Consider the following 17,581-nt stretch of genomic DNA (forward strand, 5'->3'; position numbering starts at 1 on the left):
GCACAGCACCCTCGACCTGTCACAGCAGAATCCCGACCGGCTCCCCCGCGCCGGGCGGAAGATGTGGATAGGTTGACGGGTGTGGACACCGAATGGACCTGGGCTCACTACAGCGACGAAAACCCGTTCTCCGCACCGCTGAGCACCGGCGAGGACTACCCCACCGAGGCTGAGGCCAGACAGGCGCTCGCCCGCTACATAGCCGCGCTCGGCTCACCGCACACCGAAGCGGCACTCCAGCAGCTGCGCTCCGCACCGACGGATCAAAATGCCGTCCTGGTCGTCCCGGACGCCGTGTTCACCACACGGTTCGCCGGAATCCCCTACGACGAGGCCCCGAGGCAGAGCCCTGGCGGGCATCCCGCCGGGCCCGAGGGCTCACCGAAGGCAGGCCTCGGCGAGGCCGAAGTGCTCCGCCTGATCAACTCCGGCAAGGCGCGTATCAGGCCCAGGGACGTGCCCGTACCGATGCGGGTCGAGGGCTACCTGATCGGCCTGTGCGGCGCCGCGGGTTTCCTGATGACCGGAACCGGCATCAGGGCATGGGCCCAGCCGGAGAGCAACGTTGCCAGTCCCGTCCTCCTGCTCCCCGGTCTTGTCCTGTTCCTCGGCGCCTTCTGGTGGACGTCGAACTGGCGCCGCCGCGCCGTCGCCCACTTCGCTCGTGCGGGTCGCGCGGAACGGCCATGAGTAAGCCCCACCGTGCTCGGCACGATGGGGCAACCCTGCAGCGGTGCGCGTCGTCCGGGCGGTCAGACGGCGCCGAACTCGTCGGCCTTGACGCCCGCCACGAACGAGGCGAACGAAGCGGCGGAGGCGTTCAGCACCGGGCCGCTCGGGTTCTTCGAGTCGCGGACGGGGACCACGCCGAGCGAGCCGACGAGGTTCGCGGCGACCTCGATGCACTGGCCGCCGTTGCCGCTGTAGGAAGACTTGAACCAGCAGGGGGAATCGGTCGTCACGGAGAACCCCTTCGCAACTGCCCCAACGTGGAAACGGAGTTCGTATCGCGTCCCAGATGCCCCCGAACCAACGCGGCAAACCGGCAACAAGCCTGCAACGACCGACGAAGGCCCCGTCACGTTCCCGCCCCGGGAAGTGGCGGGGCTTTTCGTGTCCGGGATCGGTACGCGCGAAACCGGGCGGTCAGGCGGTGCCGAGCTCGCCTGCCTTGACACCCGCTACGAACGACGCGAACGAAGCGGCGGAGGCGTTCAGCACCGGGCCTCTCGGGTTCTTCGAGTCCCGGACGGGAACCAGGCCGTGGAAGGCAGCCAGGTTTACCGCGACCTCGATGCAATCGCCTCCGTTGGAACTGTACGAGGACTTGCGCCAGCGGGGCTCGTTCGTCACGGATCTTCCCTTTCATGCCTGCTCGATCATCGCCACGGATGCCGCTTGGGACAACGCTTCAGCCTGTAGTTGATGGTAGGCCGTCAGCAGAGGCAGAACAGAAGTGCTCTCGCGATCCACGTGCCCCTGCGCGTGAGACTCCGCGTACGCGACCATGGACCTGTCTGGAAGCGTAAGCAAGTTGACGGGCAGGTTGAACGGTCGGCGTTCCCCTATGCCGAAGGGCGCCACCTGGAGGACGGTGTTGGGGAGCGCTGCGAACTCGACCAGTTTTTGAATCTGGGAGTCCATGACCTCGCGGCCGCCGATCGGGCGGCGGATGCAACTCTCGTCCATCACCACGAGCATCATGGGCGGCCGGGTCCTCGCGAGTGCTACCTGCCGCTGTGCGAGGAACGAGACTCGCTCATCCGCCTGTTCGGACGTGATGGAGCCGCGCCACACGTCCCCGTCCGCTAACGCCCGGGCATACTCCGGAGTTTGCAACAGCCCAGGGATGATCCCGATCTGAAACAACCTGATCTCCACAGCCCGGCCCTCGTACCCGACGTACTCCGGGAAGCCTTCCAGCAGTACGCCAAACCGCATGCCGCGCCACTCGCGCTCGAACGAATCGGCAGTACCGGAAGTGCCGAAAGCAAGGTCGATCTTGCATGAGAAGGGAAGGGTTGGCGGCTTCCGACCAGTTTCCACAGCCGAGATGTGTTGACTGGAATACGCCAGCATTCCGGCCAGATCTTCCTGGCTCCAGCCGCGACTCTCCCGCAACCTGCGCATATGAGCTCCGTAGGCAGCTTCGGGGCTGCTCCCAGGGTCTAACTCCTTGCGGTTGACCATGCCACCACCTAACCCTTCCTTCGATTCTGATTACTTGAAGGGTTCCCCACTCTAGGTCACGCTGATCCCCCTCGGTAGCGGAACCGTTACGGAGAGGAGTGGCCCATGTCCGTGGAGACCGGCCCCCCCGAGCGAGCAGAAGCCCCCGCAAGTCCCCGACACCGGAACCCTGTTGGTCGACACCAACCGTCGTGACCAGGTCGGGGAGTTTCGAGGGCCGGCCGGCCCCTACTGGTCGTTGCGGCCTGTCTGCGGCGGTACGGAGTGGGAGGCGGAACCCGCGAACGTGCGGGCACCGAGCCCCATGGAGCGGTTACGGGCCGAGATCGCGCGGTGCAACGCCCGGAGCGAAGGGCGGATCCTGTGACCGGCGAGGTGAACACCGCCCCCGAACAGGCGAGTTACCGGTGCGAGGCAGTCGCCGAAGGGCTCGTGTGCGGGGCGGACGAAACGGCGCGGTACGTCCTGGGCACCTTCTGGACGATCTCCCCCGTCCTCGCACTGCGCTGGCTCGGCGGACAGGCCCTGTGGATCGTGGGCCGGCTCGATCTCGTCGACCACCTCGCCGAACTCCGCGCCTGGTACGAGGACCGCGAGAGCCAACGCGCCGCCCACGCACACATCAAGGGCGGAGCCCCGCTGCTCGTCGTCGTCCCGGACGAGGACTGCACATACACGGTGTCCGTACGATCCGTGGAACAGGCACACGCAACCACGCTCTGCTGCCGCCCCGGGGAGGGATCACGATCAGAAATCGCCCGCCGCACCCCGTACGACCCCCCGACCGCCGCAGCGCCCTGCGCTACCTGTGGTGGCTGATCGTCTGCCAGCGCCGCCGGATCGCCGCCGGCGCGCTGCTCGGCAGCGCCTGGATGGTGTGTCTGACGCTGCCGCCGTACCTGCTGTCCCGCGCCATCGACGACGGGCTGCAACCGGGGCGTTGGCCCGCCTTGGCAGGCTGGGTCGCGGCCCTGCTGGGCGTGGGAGTGCTGAACGCCTGGCTGGCCATCATGCGGCACCGCACGATGACCAGGGTGCGGCTGGACGCCGCCTTCCGTTCCGTGCGGGCCGTGGTCTCGCAGGCGACCCGGCTGGGCGGGGCGCTGCCGCGCCGGGCCACGGCCGGGGAGGTCGTCACGATCGGGTTCGGCGATGTCGGGGTGATCGCCAGCACCCTGACCATCACCGGCCCCGGTGTCGGCGCGGTCCTCGCCTTCCTCGTCGTGGCCGCGCTGCTGCTTGCCGTGTCACCGCTGCTCGCCGCGGTGGTGCTGCTCGGGGTGCCGCTGCTCGCGGTGCTGGTCGGCCCGCTGCTGGGGCGGTTGCAGGGTGTCGAGGCGACGTACCGGGAACGGCAGGGCGGGCTCGCCGGCCGTTTCGCGGACATGGTCGGGGGCCTGCGCGTCCTCAACGGCATCGGCGGCAAGGAGGTGTACGCCGAGCGCTACCGGCGCGGCTCGCGGGAGCTTCGGGCGGAGGGGTACCGCGTCGGCGCGGTGACCAGCTGGATCCAGGCCCTCGGCGTCGGTCTGCCCACCCTGTTCCTCGCGACCGTGACCTGGCTCGCGGCCCGGATGGCCGCCGAAGGGACCATCACTGTCGGCGAGTTGGTCGCGGTCTACGGGTACGCCGCGGTGCTCGCGGTGCCGGTCGAGTTCTTCGTCGAGGGCGGCTACGACCTCAGCCGCGGACTGGTCGCCGCCCGCCGGGTCATCCGTTTCCTGGACCTGGAGCCCGATTCCACGGGCAGCGGGACGGCAGACGAAGCGGCGGCGGACGGGCCCGGCTCGCCGGCCACGCTCCATGATCCGGCGTCCGGCGTGGAGGTGGCACCCGGGAGGCTGACCGTGCTGGCCGGTGCCCGGCCGTCGGAGTCCGCGGCGGTGGTCGAGCGGCTCGGCCGGTTCACCGGTTCGGCCGCGACCTGGGGCGCGATACGACTCGACGAGATCGACCTGACGCAGGTACGCCGACGGATCCTGGTCGCGGACAACGAGGCCGATCTGTTCGCCGGCCCGCTGCGCGAGGTGATCGGCGGTGCCCGGGACCGGGACGAGGAGTCCATCGGCCGGGCCCTGTACGCGGCCGTGGCGCAGGACATCGTGCGCGGGCTGCCGGACGGACTCGACTCGCCGGTCGACGCGCAGGGCCGCAACCTCTCCGGAGGCCAGCGCCAGCGCGTCCGGCTGGTCCGGGCCCTGCTGGCCGATCCCGAGGTGCTGCTGGCGGTGGAGCCCACCTCGGCGGTCGACGCGCACACCGAGGCGGCCATGGCGACCCGGCTGCGCGCCGCACGCGCCGGCCGCACCACTGTCGTCACCAGCACCTCACCGCTCGTACTGGACCGGGCGGACACCGTGTACTACCTGGTCGACGGTCGCGTCGCGGCCGTCGGCAGCCACCGGGAACTCCTGGACCTGGAGCCCGGCTACCGCCTCCTGGTGTCCCGCGGAACGGACGACGCCCCCGCCGACGAAGGGGACCGAGGAACCGTCCCGCCGACCAGGGAGGCCGTGCGATGACCACCGGATCCGAACCGATGTCCCCGGCCCTGCCCATCGCCGAACCCTCCCGGACACGCCGCGCGGCGCTCCGGCTGATCCGGCTGGACGGCCGTGTCTTCGCCGCCATGATCGGCCTCAACGCACTGGCCGCCGGTGCCGGACTCGTCGGCCCGTGGCTGCTCGGCCGCATCGTCGACGAGGTCGGGGCGGGCGCCGGGGTGGCCGCGGTGGACCGTCTGGCACTCACCATCCTCGTCTTCGCCGTGGCGCAGCTCCTCCTGGTCCGCTGGGCCGGCTACGTAGGACACCGCTTCGGCGAGCGGACACTGGCGCGCATCCGCGAGAAGTTCGCCGACCGGACGCTCGCGCTGCCTGCCCGGGTGGTCGAACGGGCCGGGACGGGCGATCTGCTGACCCGCGGCACCACCGATGTCGCCATGGTCGGCGCCACCCTCCGGGACGCCGGGCCCGAGGTCCTCATCGCCGCGGTCCAGGCGCTGTTCATCCTCGGTGCGGTCTTCGTACTGGACCCGCTGCTCGGCGTGTGCGGGGTGCTGGGCCTGCTCGGGATCTGGTTCGCCGCCCGCTGGTATCTGCGCCGGGCGCTCACCGCGTACCTGGCCGAGGGAAGCGCCAACTCGGCGCTCGCGGAGCAGCTCGCGGCCACCGCCGCCGGGGCCCGCACCATCGAGGCTCTCGGGCTTCAGCAGCGCCGTATCACCGCCTGCGAGGAGGCCGTCGAGGAGTGCTGGAAGACCCGGACCAGGACGCTGTTCCTGCGCAGTGTGCTCTTCCCGGCCGTGGACGTCTCGTACGTCGTTCCGGTGGCCGGTGTCCTGCTGGTCGGCGGCGTACTGCACGACCACGGCGCGGTGAGCCTCGGCGCGGTGATCGCCTCGGCCCTGTATCTGCGGCAGCTCTCCCAGCCCCTGGACACTATTCTCCAGCGGCTGGAGCAGCTCCAGAGCAGCAGCGCCTCCTTCGCCAGGGTCGAGGGCCTCGCCCTGGCGGCGCACGTACCGCCGGCCGCCTCCCCCGCACCGGCCGACGACCGGATCGAGGTGACGGACGTGCGTTACTCCTACGACGGCGGGGACGACGTCCTGCACGGTGTCGGCCTGACGGTCCGCCCCGGCGAGCGGCTCGCGGTCGTCGGTCCCTCCGGCGCGGGCAAGACCACCCTGGGCAGGCTGCTTGCGGGCATGGAGGCACCGCGCACCGGCTCGGTGACGGTCGGGCGGGTCCCGGTCGCCGGCCTGGACCCCGAGCGGCTGCGCAGGCACGTCGTGCTGGTCACCCAGGAGCACCACGTCTTCCTCGGCACGGTCCGGGACAACCTGAGGATCGCCTCGGCCGACGCCACCGACGACGAACTGCGCGCGGCGCTCGCCGCAGTCGGCGCCGACTGGGCCGACGAGCTGCCCGACGGCCTGGACACCGATCTGGGCCACGGGGCGCACCGGCCGGACGGCGCACGGGCTCAGCAGCTCGCCCTGGCGCGCGTGGTGCTGGCCGATCCGCACACGCTGATCCTCGACGAGGCCACCGCGCTCCTGGACCCGAGGACGGCCCGGCACACGGAGCGGGCGCTGGCTGCCGTGCTGGACGGCCGGACGGTCGTCGCCGTCGCACACCGCCTGCAGACGGCTCACGACGCCGACCGGGTGGCGGTGATGGAGGACGGCCGGATCACCGAACTGGGCACCCACGACGAGCTCGTGGCGGCCGACGGCGCGTACGCCGCGCTCTGGCACTCCTGGCACGGCGAACGGCCGCCGTCCTCCTGAGTGGATGGAAAAGAATGAGCCACATTTCTACGCCATCTCGGCCAGCGGCGACCACCCGTTCCTCAACTCGTTGTTCGAACACGAGGAGTTCGAGCTCGACCTCGGCGTTCTCTTCGAATTCGGGCTACGGAGGACGCTGGACGGCATCGCGGTGGTGATCGGCGAAACGTCCGCTTAACGAACATGACCTTTCCGGCAACGAACGACTTCCGGCCAACTTGTTGACGCGGTCCTGACAGGAATGGCCTTCGGCTGACACTCTTCACCCCGTTCTGCGCACTTCTCGCTCACCCCGGACGGCTCACCGTGCCGCCGGTACCCCCCTCGCAGAAGGAGTCCGCGTGAGATCCACGCCCAGCCGTCGTGCCACCGCGACCGGCGCTCTGATAGCCGCAGCAGCCCTCATCGCAGTCGGAGTACAGACCGGTACGGCAACTGCCACCCCCGGCAGCACGACCTCGGCGGTACCGGCGTCCGCCGGCGCCAACCAGGGTTCCCTGGCCAAGCAGCTCTCCCCGTCCCAGCGCGCCGAGCTGATCCGCAAGGCAGACGCGAGCAAGGCGGACACGGCCAAGGACCTCGGTCTCGGATCCCAGGAGAAGCTCGTCGTCCGGGATGTCATCCAGGACAACGACGGCACCACGCACACGCGTTACGAGCGCACCTTCGCCGGGCTCCCCGTGCTCGGCGGCGACCTGGTCGTCAAGGAGTCCAAGGCCGGGGCGACCCAGGGCGTCACCAAGGCCTCCAAGGTGACCAGCGGTCAGCTCAAGGCCGTGGACCTGAAGGCGGACGTCGCGCCCGCCAAGGCGGAGAAGCAGGCGCTCGGCCTCGCCAAGGCCGAAGGCTCCAAGAAGACCGAGGCCGACCGGGCGCCCCGCAAGGTGGTCTGGATGGCGCAGGGCAAGCCGCAGCTCGCGTACGAGACCGTCGTCGGCGGCCTCCAGCACGACGGCACCCCCAACGAGCTGCACGTCATCACGGACGCGGCCACCGGGGCGAAGCTGTACGAGTGGCAGGGTGTCGAGAACGGCACCGGCAACACCCAGTACAACGGCCAGGTCACCCTCGGCACCGCCCCGTCGTACACGCTGACCGACACGGGCCGCGGCAACCACAAGACCTACAACCTGAACCACGGGTCGTCCGGCACCGGGACGCTGTTCACCAACTCCACGGACGTGTGGGGCAACGGCAACCCGTCGAACGCCGAGACGGCCGCCGCGGACGCCCACTACGGCGCGGCCGAGACCTGGGACTACTACAAGAACGTGCACGGCCGCACCGGTATCCGCGGTGACGGTGTCGGCGCGTACTCCCGCGTCCACTACGGCAACGCCTACGTCAACGCCTTCTGGCAGGACAGCTGCTTCTGCATGACGTACGGCGACGGCGAGGGCAACGTCAAGCCGCTGACCTCGCTCGACGTGGCCGCGCACGAGATGTCGCACGGTGTCACCGCCGCCACCGCCAACCTGGTCTACAGCGGCGAGTCCGGCGGCCTGAACGAGGCCACCTCCGACATCTTCGCCGCGGGCGTGGAGTTCTACTCCAACACCACCGAGGACCCGGGCGACTACCTCGTCGGCGAGAAGATCGACATCAACGGCGACGGCACCCCGCTGCGCTACATGGACAAGCCGAGCAAGGACGGCGCGTCCAAGGACGCGTGGTACTCGGGCATCGGCAACATCGACGTCCACTACTCCTCGGGCCCGGCGAACCACTTCTTCTACCTGCTCTCCGAGGGCAGCGGCGCCAAGGTCATCAACGGGGTCTCCTACGACTCCCCGACCTCCGACGGCCTGCCGGTGACCGGCATCGGCCGCGCCAAGGCCGAGCAGATCTGGTTCAAGGCGCTCACCACCAAGTTCACCTCCACCACCAACTACGCGGCGGCCCGCACCGGCACCCTCGCCGTGGCCGGTGAGCTGTACGGCACGACCAGCGCCGAGTACAAGGCGGTCGGCGACGCCTGGGCGGCCATCAACGTCGGCACCCGTGACGGCGGCAACCCGGACCCGGGCGGCAAGGTCTTCGAGAACAAGACCACGGTCAACATCCCGGACCGCGGTGCGGCCGTCACCAGCTCGGTCAACGTCACCGGCATCACCGGCAACGCGCCCAGCGCCCTCAAGGTCGACGTGGACATCACCCACACCTACCGCGGTGACCTGGTCGTCGACCTCGTCGCCCCGGACGGCACGGCCTACCGGCTGAAGAACTCCTCGGCCGGCGACCCGGCGGACGACGTCCGCGGCACCTACACGGTCAACGCGTCGTCCGAGGTCGCCAACGGCACCTGGAAGCTCAAGGTCCAGGACGTCTACTCGGGTGACAAGGGCAAGATCAACAGCTTCAAGCTCACCTTCTGAACCACTCACCGGTCATGACCCGGTGACCACCGCCCGGCAGGAGCTCACGCCCCTGCCGGGCGGTTCCATGTCCGGCAGGCCCTCAGCGCATCAGCACGCCCGCACCGTCCACCGCCGCCTCCGCGGGCAGCGCCACCAGGCCCAGTTCCGCCCCGGTCTCCAGCAGCGGATGGGCCGGCAGCACCCGCACCGTGTAGCCGTACGGCCCCGTGCGGTCGAGGGCGAGCGGCCCCTCGTAGAGCCAGCGGCCGTCCAGGTCCTGGCCCCCGGCCGGTTTCAGCGGGAAGAGACGGCCGTCCGAGATCCCGTCGGCGGCGTCCACCCGGCCGGCCACCGCCTGCACCTCCACGTCGTCCGGCTCCAGCACCCCGAGGGCGACCCTGACCCGGAGCAGCAGCGTCGAGCCCAGCTCGGCCGAGCCGTCCGCCGAGGTGGGCGCCACGGCCTCCACGTGGTCGACGGCCACCCGGGGCCAGGCGGCACGGACCCGGGCCTTCCAGTCGGCGAGCCCGCGCGCCGTCGGCGGGTCCAGCGCACGCCGGGCGTGCGCGGCGGGCGCGTACAGCCGCTCCACGTACTCGCAGACCATCCGGTCGGCCAGCACCTTGGGACCGAGGGTGCCCAGCGTGCGGCGGACCATCTCGATCCAGCGCCCCGGAAGGGCCTGATCGCCGCCCCGGTCGTAGAAGCGCGGCGCGACCCGGTCCTCGATCAGCTCGTAGAGGGCGGCCGCCTCCAGATCGTCCCGGCGGTCCTCGTCCAGGGCCAGACCGTCGGCGGTCGGGATCGCCCAGCCGAAGTCCGGCTCGAACCACTCGTCCCACCAGCCGTCGAGCACCGAGAGGTTGAGGCAGCCGTTGAGCGCCGCCTTCATCCCGCTCGTACCGCAGGCCTCCAGCGGGCGCAGCGGGTTGTTCAGCCATACGTCGCAGCCCGGGTAGAGCTTCTGCGCCATGGCCATCCCGTAGTCCGGCAGGAACACGATGCGGTGGCGCACCCGGGGGTCGTCGGAGAACCGCACCAGCTCCTGCACCAGCCGCTTCCCGCCGTCGTCGGCGGGGTGGGCCTTGCCGGCGACGACGATCTGGATCGGGCGGTCCGGGTGGAGCAGCAGCTCCCGCAGCCGGTCGCGGTCGCGCAGCATCAGCGTGAGCCGCTTGTACGAGGGGACGCGCCGGGCGAAGCCGATGGTCAGCACGTCCGGGTCCAGCACGGAGTCGATCCAGCCGAGCTCGGCCGGCTCCGCACCCCTGGCACGCCAGGAGGCGTGCAGCCGTTCGCGGACCTCGGTGACCAGCTGTCCGCGCAGGAACCGCCGCAGCTCCCACAGTTCGCGGTCGGGGACCTCGGTGGCGGAGTCCCAGCGGCCCGGTGTGCCGCCGTAGCGGTTGCGCAGCCGGAAGACCTCGGGCGCGACCCAGGTGGGTGCGTGGACCCCGTTGGTCACCGAGGTGATCGGCACCTCGGCCGGGTCGAAGCCCGGCCACAGCCCGGCGAACATCTGCCGGCTGACCGAGCCGTGGAGGGTGGAGACGCCGTTGGCCCGCTGGGCGAGCCGGAGTCCCATCACCGCCATGTTGAACAGGCCCGGCTCACCACCGGGGTAGGTCTCCGTGCCCAGTTGCAGGATGCGTTCGGCGGACACGCCCGGGAGTTCGCCGTCGTCGCCGAAGTGCCGGGCGACGAGTTCGCGGTCGAACCGGTCGATCCCGGCGGGCACGGGTGTGTGGGTGGTGAAGACGGTGCCGGCCCGGACGGCCTCCATCGCGGAGTCGAAGTCCAGGCCTGTGCCGGAGAGTTCCCTGATGCGTTCGAGGCCGAGGAAGCCGGCGTGCCCCTCGTTGGTGTGGAACACCTCGGGTTCCGGGTGTCCGGTGAGGCGGCAGTAGGTGCGCACGGCCCGTACGCCGCCGATGCCGAGGAGCATCTCCTGGAGCAGCCGGTGCTCGCTGCCGCCGCCGTACAGCCGGTCGGTCACCTCGCGTTCGCCCGGCGCGTTCTCCTCCACGTCGGAGTCGAGCATCAGCAGCGGTACGCGACCGACCCGGGCCTGCCAGATGTGGGCGTGCAGCGAACGGCCGCCGGGCAGGGCCAGCACCACCCGGCTCGGGGTGCCGTCGGCCTCGCGCAGCAGGGTGACCGGGAGCTCGTTGGGATCGAGTACCGGATAGTGCTCCTGCTGCCAGCCGTCGCGCGACAGGCTCTGGCGGAAGTAGCCGTGCCGGTAGAGCAGGCCGACCCCGACGAGGGGGACGCCGAGGTCGCTGGCGGCCTTGAGGTGGTCGCCGGCGAGGATGCCGAGCCCGCCGGAGTACTGGGGCAGCGCCGCGGTCACCCCGAACTCGGGTGAGAAGTAGGCGACGGCGGCCGGGAGTTCCGCGCCCAGCCCCAGTTGTTCCTGGTACCACCTGGGTCCTTCCAGGTAGTCCCGGAGGTCCTGGGACGCCTCGGTCAGCCGGTGCAGGAAGCGCTCGTCCCGGGCCAGCTCGGCGAGGCGGCCCGCGGACACGGCGCCGAGCAGCCGCACGGGGTCGCGCTCCGCCGCCTCCCGGATCTCCGGGTCGACGGCCTGGAACAGCTCACGGGTCTCGGTGTGCCAGGACCAGCGCAGATTGCGGGCGAGGTCGCTGAGCGGTTGAAGGGTGTCGGGGAGGACTGGACGCACGGTGAATCGACGAATGGCCTTCACGTGTTCCACCTTCGCAGGGGACGTACGGATCCGAGGGGACGTACTCCGGTGCGTCCCCCACGCCCGTTCCGGCACATCGGCCACACAGGTAATGGCCGATTCCGTTCCCCCGTTCGGTCTTGTGGCACTCCGCACCAGAAGGAAAGCTGCCCAGTGGCGTCCAAAGGGGCATCAGAGGGCCCGTGAACGCGGGTCGATGCCCGGTGCGAAAAGGTCGTCAGAGAAACGCCCGAGTATTTGACAAACCACCGGATTGGCCCACCTGGAATCGTGGGAAGGCTTCTCCGGCAGGTCGCCCGGATGCGCACCGGGTGCCATATGAACGATGCCCGGACGCAGCACGAATGCGAGGCATCCACGAGCCGGTTTCCATCCGGTTCACATCCACGAAACATACCCGTGCCCCGGCCATTCGACTGCCATTCGAGTGAATGCGGACAGGAGCGGCCATGCCCACACCCCGTCAGCCGTCAACGGAGCAGCTAGAAAGGACCGAACCCATCGGTCGCGGTGCGCGAATTTCGCCCTCCGCCGCTGTGCCGCGCCCCGCTCGACCCCGGTCCCGCTCCCAGTCCCCAGGTGATTCCATGATCGGTCGCATTCCCGTCCTCGACGTCCTTCCCCTCGTCGACTGCGGCAGAAGGCCCGCCAAGGCCGTTGCCGGTGAGACCTTCCAGGTCACCGCGACAGTCTTCCGCGAGGGCCATGACGCCGTCGCCGCCAATGTGGTCCTGGTGGACCCGGGCGGGCGCCCCGGTCCCTGGACGCCGATGCGCGAGCTGGCCCCCGGCACCGACCGCTGGGGCGCCGATGTCACCCCGGATTCGGAGGGCCGCTGGACGTATACGGTCGAGGCCTGGAGCGATCCGGTCGCCACCTGGCGGCAGCAGGCCGGGATCAAGATTCCGGCCGGGATCGACACCGCGCTCGTCCTGGCGGAGGGCGCTGCCCTGTACGAGCGGGCCGCCGAGGGCGTACCGAAACGCGACGGGCGCGAGGCGGTGCTGGCCGCCGTGGACGCGCTGCGCGACGAATCCCGTCCGGGCGCCGCCCGGCTGGCCGCGGCGCTCGTCCCCGAGGCGCGGGCCGCGCTCACCCGTCATCCGCTGCGCGAACTGGTCAGCGCGTCCCCGCCGCTGCCGCTGGTGGTGGAGCGCCGGCGGGCCCTGTTCGGCTCCTGGTACGAGCTGTTCCCGCGTTCCGAGGGCGCCAGGGTCGAGCAGACCGGCCCGCCCACGAAGCGGAGGAGCAGGGCGGCGAAAGGGGCGAAGGCGGCCGAGGTCCCGACGAGGATCGTCGGCGGCACCTTCCGCACCGCCGCCGAACGGCTGCCCGCGGTCGCCGCGATGGGCTTCGACGTGGTCTACCTGCCGCCCGTCCACCCGATCGGGACCACCCACCGCAAGGGCCCCAACAACGCGCTCTCCGCCGCCCCGCACGACGTGGGGGTGCCGTGGGCGATCGGCTCGGCCGAGGGCGGTCACGACGCCGTCCATCCCGATCTCGGCACGCTCGACGACTTCGATCATTTCGTGGCGACCGCCCGTGATCTCCGCATGGAGATCGCCCTCGATTTCGCGCTCCAGTGTTCTCCCGACCACCCCTGGGTGGAGAAGCATCCGGAGTGGTTCCACCATCGCGCGGACGGCACGATCGCCCATGCCGAGAATCCGCCGAAGAAATACCAGGACATCTATCCGATCGCCTTCGACAAGGATCTGGGCGGACTGGTCGCGGAGACCGTGCGCATTCTGCGGTTCTGGATGGATCACGGCGTACGGATCTTCCGCGTCGACAATCCGCACACCAAGCCGGTGATCTTCTGGGAGAAGGTGATCGCGGACATCAACCGGACCGATCCCGATGTGATCTTCCTGGCCGAGGCATTCACCCGGCCCGCGATGATGAAGACGCTCGCGACCATCGGATTCCAGCAGTCCTACACGTATTTCACCTGGCGCAACACCCGGCAGGAAATCACCGAATACGTCATGGAGTTGTCGGGCGAGACCGCTTCCTACATGCGGCCCAACTTCTTCGTGAACACCCCGGACATCCTGTCCGGCTATCTCCAGGACGGAGGCCGCCCGGCCTTCGAGGCGCGGGCCGTACTCGCCGCGACGCTCTCCCCCTCCTGGGGTGTGTACGCGGGCTACGAGCTGTGCGAGAACACCCCGGCCGGGCCCGGCAGTGAGGAGTACCTCGACTCGGAGAAGTACGAGATCCGCCCCAGGGACTGGGAGGCGGCGGAGCGCGAGGGCCGTTCGCTGGCCCCGCTCATCACCACGCTCAACCGCGTCAGACGCCGCAACCCGGCTCTGCAGCAACTGCGCGACGTGCACTTCCACTCCACCGACAACGACGCGTTGATCGCGTACAGCAAGCGTTCGGGTTCGAACATCGTTCTGGTGGTCGTCAACCTCGACCCGCACCACACCCACGAGGCCACGGTCTCGTTGGACATGCCGCGACTCGGCCTCGACCGGCACGATCGCGTGCCGGTGCGCGACGAGCTCACCGGCGACACCTATCACTGGGGCAGGACCTTCTACGTGCGCCTAGAGCCGGGCGCCTCGCCCGCGCACGTCGTCGTCCTGCGACCGTCCCCGCCGACCGGAGGGTCACCCACACCATGATCGTCAATGAGCCTGTCCACGACACGTTCGAGGACACCCCGGCCAAGGACCGCGATCCCGACTGGTTCAAGCGCGCCGTCTTCTACGAAGTCCTCGTCAGGTCCTTCCAGGACTCCAACGGCGACGGCATCGGCGACCTCAAGGGCATCACCGCCAAACTGGACTATCTCCAGTGGCTGGGCGTCGACTGCCTCTGGCTGCCGCCCTTCTTCAAGTCGCCGCTGCGCGACGGCGGCTACGACGTCTCCGACTACACCGCCGTGCTCCCGGAGTTCGGCGACCTGGCCGACTTCGTGGAGTTCGTCGACGCCGCGCACCAGCGCGGTATGCGCGTGATCATCGACTTCGTCATGAACCACACGAGCGATCAGCACGACTGGTTCCAGCAGTCCCGCACCGACCCCGACGGACCGTACGGCGACTACTACGTCTGGGCCGACGACGACAAGCAGTTCCCGGAAGCCCGGATCATCTTCGTCGACACCGAGACGTCCAACTGGACCTTCGACCCGGTGCGCAAGCAGTACTACTGGCACCGGTTCTTCTCCCACCAGCCCGATCTCAACTACGAGAACCCGGCGGTGCAGGAGGAGATCATCTCCGCGCTCCGCTTCTGGCTGGACCTCGGCATCGACGGCTTCCGGGTGGACGCCGTGCCGTACCTCTACCAGCGGGAGGGCACCAACTGCGAGAACCTCCCGGAGACCCACGACTTCCTCAAGCGGGTCCGCAAGGAGATCGACGCGCACTACCCGGACACCGTGCTGCTCGCCGAGGCCAACCAGTGGCCGGAGGACGTCGTCGACTACTTCGGCGAGTACCAGGCCGGCGGCGACGAGTGCCACATGGCGTTCCACTTCCCCGTGATGCCCCGGATCTTCATGGCGGTACGGCGCGAAAGCCGCTACCCGGTCTCCGAGATCCTGGCGAAGACACCGGCGATCCCGAAGAACTGCCAGTGGGGCATCTTCCTGCGCAACCACGACGAGCTCACCCTCGAAATGGTCACGGACGAAGAACGCGACTACATGTACGCGGAGTACGCCAAGGACCCGCGGATGCGGGCCAACATCGGCATCCGGCGGCGGCTGGCACCGCTGCTGGACAACGACCGCAACCAGATCGAGCTGTTCACCGCGCTGCTGCTGTCACTGCCCGGCTCCCCGATCCTCTACTACGGGGACGAGATCGGGATGGGCGACAACATCTGGCTCGGCGACCGGGACGCCGTGCGCACCCCGATGCAGTGGACGCCCGACCGCAACGCCGGGTTCTCCTCCAGCGACCCCGGGCGGCTCTACCTCCCCACGATCATGGATCCGGTCTACGGCTACCAGGTCACCAACGTCGAGGCGGCGATGGCCTCCCCGTCGTCGCTGCTGCACTGGACGCGGCGGATGATCGAGATCCGCAAGCAGAATCCCGCCTTCGGTCTCGGCTCGTACAACGAACTGCCGTCGTCCAACCCGGCCGTGCTCGCCTTCACCCGTGAGCACGGGGACGATCTCGTGCTGTGCGTGCACAACTTCTCGCGGTTCGCGCAGCCGACGGAGCTCGATCTGCGGTCGTTCGAGGGGCGTCATCCGGTGGAGCTGATCGGCGGGGTGCGCTTCCCCGCCGTCGGCAAGTGGCCCTACCTGCTGACTCTGGCCGGGCACGGTTTCTACTGGTTCCGGCTGCGCAAGGACGCGCCGCCGAGCTGACCCGAAAGCACCTCCCACCACCAACAGCGGGGCGGTTTCCGCCGCCCCGCGCGGGGCACCCTCCCCCACACCGCACACGTACGGCCCCTTCCGGGCCCCATCTGGCGTTTTGATCCCATCGAGTCGAGTCCGTACGGACCATCCTGACCCGACACGTCCCGCACAGCCGGACAGCTATTGCCGCAATCCGGGACACTCTTCGCATCCTGTGGTGTGCCCGGGGAAAGGACGCGATGCCATGTCGGAGGCTGCATCCCTTCGGGTCGCCCTGGCCGACAGCCCAGCCCTGCTCCCGTCTCTCGCCCCCCTGTTGCACGACTGGCTGCCCCGGCAGCGGTGGTTCGCGGGCAAGGGGCGGCCGGTCACCGCGTTCTCGCTGGTGTCTGCGACCGAGATACTGCCGGTGGGCACCGGTTCCGTCGCCGCCGGAACCGGAATCGGACTGCTTCATCTGCTGGTCCGGGCCCATCAGCCGGCCACACCCGCGCAGTCGCCGGACGACTGCTACCAACTGCTGCTCGGCGTACGGGCGATGCTGCCGCCCCGGCTGGCACCCGCGCTCATCGGCCGGGTGAGCGAGGGGCCGCTCACCGGCCGCACCGTCTACGAGGCGCTGCACGATCCGCACCTGGCCGAACTTCTGCTGGAACGATTCCGTACGCCCGGCACCCTGGGCGCGCTCCGCTTCGACCGGAGCGGCCCGGCCATCGCGGCGGGGCTCGCACCGCGGCTGCTCGGAACCGATCAGTCCAACACCTCGCTGGTCTACGGCGACGCCTACATCCTCAAGATCTTCCGCCGGATCTTCCCGGGCACCAACCCCGATCTGGAGCTGCCGCTCGCGCTGGCGCGGGAGGGCTGCGGGCGGGTCCCCGCCCCCGTCGCCTGGTTCGAGGCCGCCACCGCCGCGAAGCCGCTCACCCTCGGGGTCCTCCAGCCGTTCCTGAGCGGTGCGCAGGACGGCTGGCAGCTCGCGCTGCGCGCCCTGGCCGCGGGCCGGGACTTCACCGCCGAGGCCCACGCGCTGGGCCGGGCCACCGCCGAGGTGCACACCGCGCTGGCCGCCGCCCTGCCGACGCCCGCCCTGCACCGCGCCCAGACCGAGCACCTGGCCGCCGCGATGGTGCGCCGGCTGGAGGCCGCCGCCCAGGCGGTACCGGAACTCGTGCCGTACGTCCCCGGGCTGCGCACCGCCTTCGACGCGGTGGCCGCACTCGGGCACCGGGGGCGCGACTGGGCGGCCCAGCGGGTGCACGGCGATCTCCACCTCGGCCAGACGCTCCGCGCGGCCGACGGTTTCTGGTCACTGATCGACTTCGAGGGCGAACCGGCCAAACCACTGCCCGAACGCCGCCGGCCGCAGCTCCCGGTGCGCGACGTCGCCGGGATGCTCCGCTCCTTCGACTACGCCGCCCGCTCGCACCGCCCGTGGAACGCCGACTGGGCGGCCCGCTGCCGGACCGCCTACTGCGAGGGGTACGCCCGCGCCTCGGGCGCCGACCCGCGCGGCGAACCGGAGTTGCTGCGCGCCCACGAGACCGACAAGGCGGTGTACGAGGTGCTGTACGAGGCACGGCACCGGCCCGACTGGCTGCCGGTCCCGATGGCCGCCATTCACCGCCTGGCCGCCGCCGACGCCTGACGGCCGGGCACGCGCTCCCTTCTTCCCCCCAACCCCTTCCGAGGAGGCTGTCCCC

13 protein-coding genes are annotated in these 17,581 nt (G+C 70.2%); 9 read left to right on the top strand and 4 right to left on the bottom strand.

Features of this window, described 5'->3' with window-relative positions; all coding sequences use genetic code 11:
* Positions 1-81: 81 nt before the first annotated feature.
* Positions 82-690 (top strand): hypothetical protein, encoded by a 609-nt coding sequence (locus tag ACFYY7_RS08290; protein WP_388658630.1) that lies wholly within the window; start codon positions 82-84, stop codon positions 688-690.
* Between the two features lie 62 nt (positions 691-752).
* Here ACFYY7_RS08290 and ACFYY7_RS08295 read toward each other — a convergent pair whose 3' ends face one another.
* The 3 genes from ACFYY7_RS08295 to ACFYY7_RS08305 form a co-directional block, all read right to left on the bottom strand.
* Positions 753-962 carry a DUF397 domain-containing protein gene (locus ACFYY7_RS08295; RefSeq protein WP_388658632.1) on the bottom strand — a complete coding sequence of 70 codons (210 nt, stop codon included), beginning with the start codon at positions 960-962 and terminating at the stop codon, positions 753-755.
* Between the two features lie 184 nt (positions 963-1,146).
* Complete coding sequence (locus tag ACFYY7_RS08300) at positions 1,147-1,353, bottom strand: DUF397 domain-containing protein (RefSeq protein WP_388658635.1); 207 nt, start codon at positions 1,351-1,353, stop codon at positions 1,147-1,149.
* Between the two features lie 12 nt (positions 1,354-1,365).
* A complete protein-coding gene (locus tag ACFYY7_RS08305) occupies positions 1,366-2,190 on the bottom strand; it encodes a Scr1 family TA system antitoxin-like transcriptional regulator (protein WP_388658638.1) in 825 nt (274 codons plus the stop codon).
* A gap of 363 nt (positions 2,191-2,553) precedes the next feature.
* Here ACFYY7_RS08305 and ACFYY7_RS08310 point away from each other — a divergent pair, with 363 nt between their 5' ends.
* The 5 genes from ACFYY7_RS08310 (at position 2,554) to ACFYY7_RS08330 (ending at position 8,856) form a co-directional block, all read left to right on the top strand.
* Entirely contained in the window at positions 2,554-3,009 is a 456-nt protein-coding gene (locus ACFYY7_RS08310) for a hypothetical protein (protein WP_388658641.1), read from the top strand.
* A 53-nt stretch (positions 3,010-3,062) separates the two neighbouring features.
* The gene (locus tag ACFYY7_RS08315) at positions 3,063-4,712 is read left to right on the top strand and encodes an ABC transporter transmembrane domain-containing protein (protein WP_388658643.1); all 1,650 of its coding nucleotides are present in this window, start codon (positions 3,063-3,065) and stop codon (positions 4,710-4,712) included.
* Positions 4,709-6,481: an ABC transporter ATP-binding protein gene (locus ACFYY7_RS08320; protein WP_388658646.1), complete on the top strand. Its 1,773-nt coding sequence runs from the start codon at positions 4,709-4,711 to the stop codon at positions 6,479-6,481. Before ACFYY7_RS08315 ends, ACFYY7_RS08320 begins: the two co-directional genes overlap by 4 nt.
* A gap of 4 nt (positions 6,482-6,485) precedes the next feature.
* The gene (locus ACFYY7_RS08325; protein WP_388658649.1) at positions 6,486-6,659 is read left to right on the top strand and encodes a hypothetical protein; all 174 of its coding nucleotides are present in this window, start codon (positions 6,486-6,488) and stop codon (positions 6,657-6,659) included.
* 163 nt (positions 6,660-6,822) lie between these two features.
* The gene (locus ACFYY7_RS08330) at positions 6,823-8,856 is read left to right on the top strand and encodes a M4 family metallopeptidase (protein WP_388658652.1); all 2,034 of its coding nucleotides are present in this window, start codon (positions 6,823-6,825) and stop codon (positions 8,854-8,856) included.
* Positions 8,857-8,938: 82 nt separating this feature from the next.
* On the opposite strand, the gene glgP is transcribed toward ACFYY7_RS08330, so the two are convergent.
* A complete protein-coding gene (gene glgP, locus ACFYY7_RS08335) occupies positions 8,939-11,545 on the bottom strand; it encodes an alpha-glucan family phosphorylase (protein WP_388658655.1) in 2,607 nt (868 codons plus the stop codon).
* Between the two features lie 587 nt (positions 11,546-12,132).
* Here glgP and ACFYY7_RS08340 point away from each other — a divergent pair.
* The 3 genes from ACFYY7_RS08340 (at position 12,133) to ACFYY7_RS08350 (ending at position 17,526) form a co-directional block, all read left to right on the top strand.
* The gene (locus tag ACFYY7_RS08340) at positions 12,133-14,181 is read left to right on the top strand and encodes an alpha-1,4-glucan--maltose-1-phosphate maltosyltransferase (protein ID WP_388658657.1); all 2,049 of its coding nucleotides are present in this window, start codon (positions 12,133-12,135) and stop codon (positions 14,179-14,181) included.
* Entirely contained in the window at positions 14,178-15,884 is a 1,707-nt protein-coding gene (gene treS, locus ACFYY7_RS08345; RefSeq protein ID WP_388658660.1) for a maltose alpha-D-glucosyltransferase, read from the top strand. Before ACFYY7_RS08340 ends, treS begins: the two co-directional genes overlap by 4 nt.
* 238 nt (positions 15,885-16,122) lie before the next feature.
* Positions 16,123-17,526, top strand: coding sequence for a maltokinase (locus ACFYY7_RS08350; protein ID WP_388658663.1), 1,404 nt, complete (start codon positions 16,123-16,125; stop codon positions 17,524-17,526).
* Positions 17,527-17,581: the final 55 nt, after the last annotated feature.

The sequence above is a fragment of the Streptomyces sp. NPDC001933 genome, assembly GCF_042890955.1.
Lineage (GTDB): Bacteria > Actinomycetota > Actinomycetes > Streptomycetales > Streptomycetaceae > Streptomyces.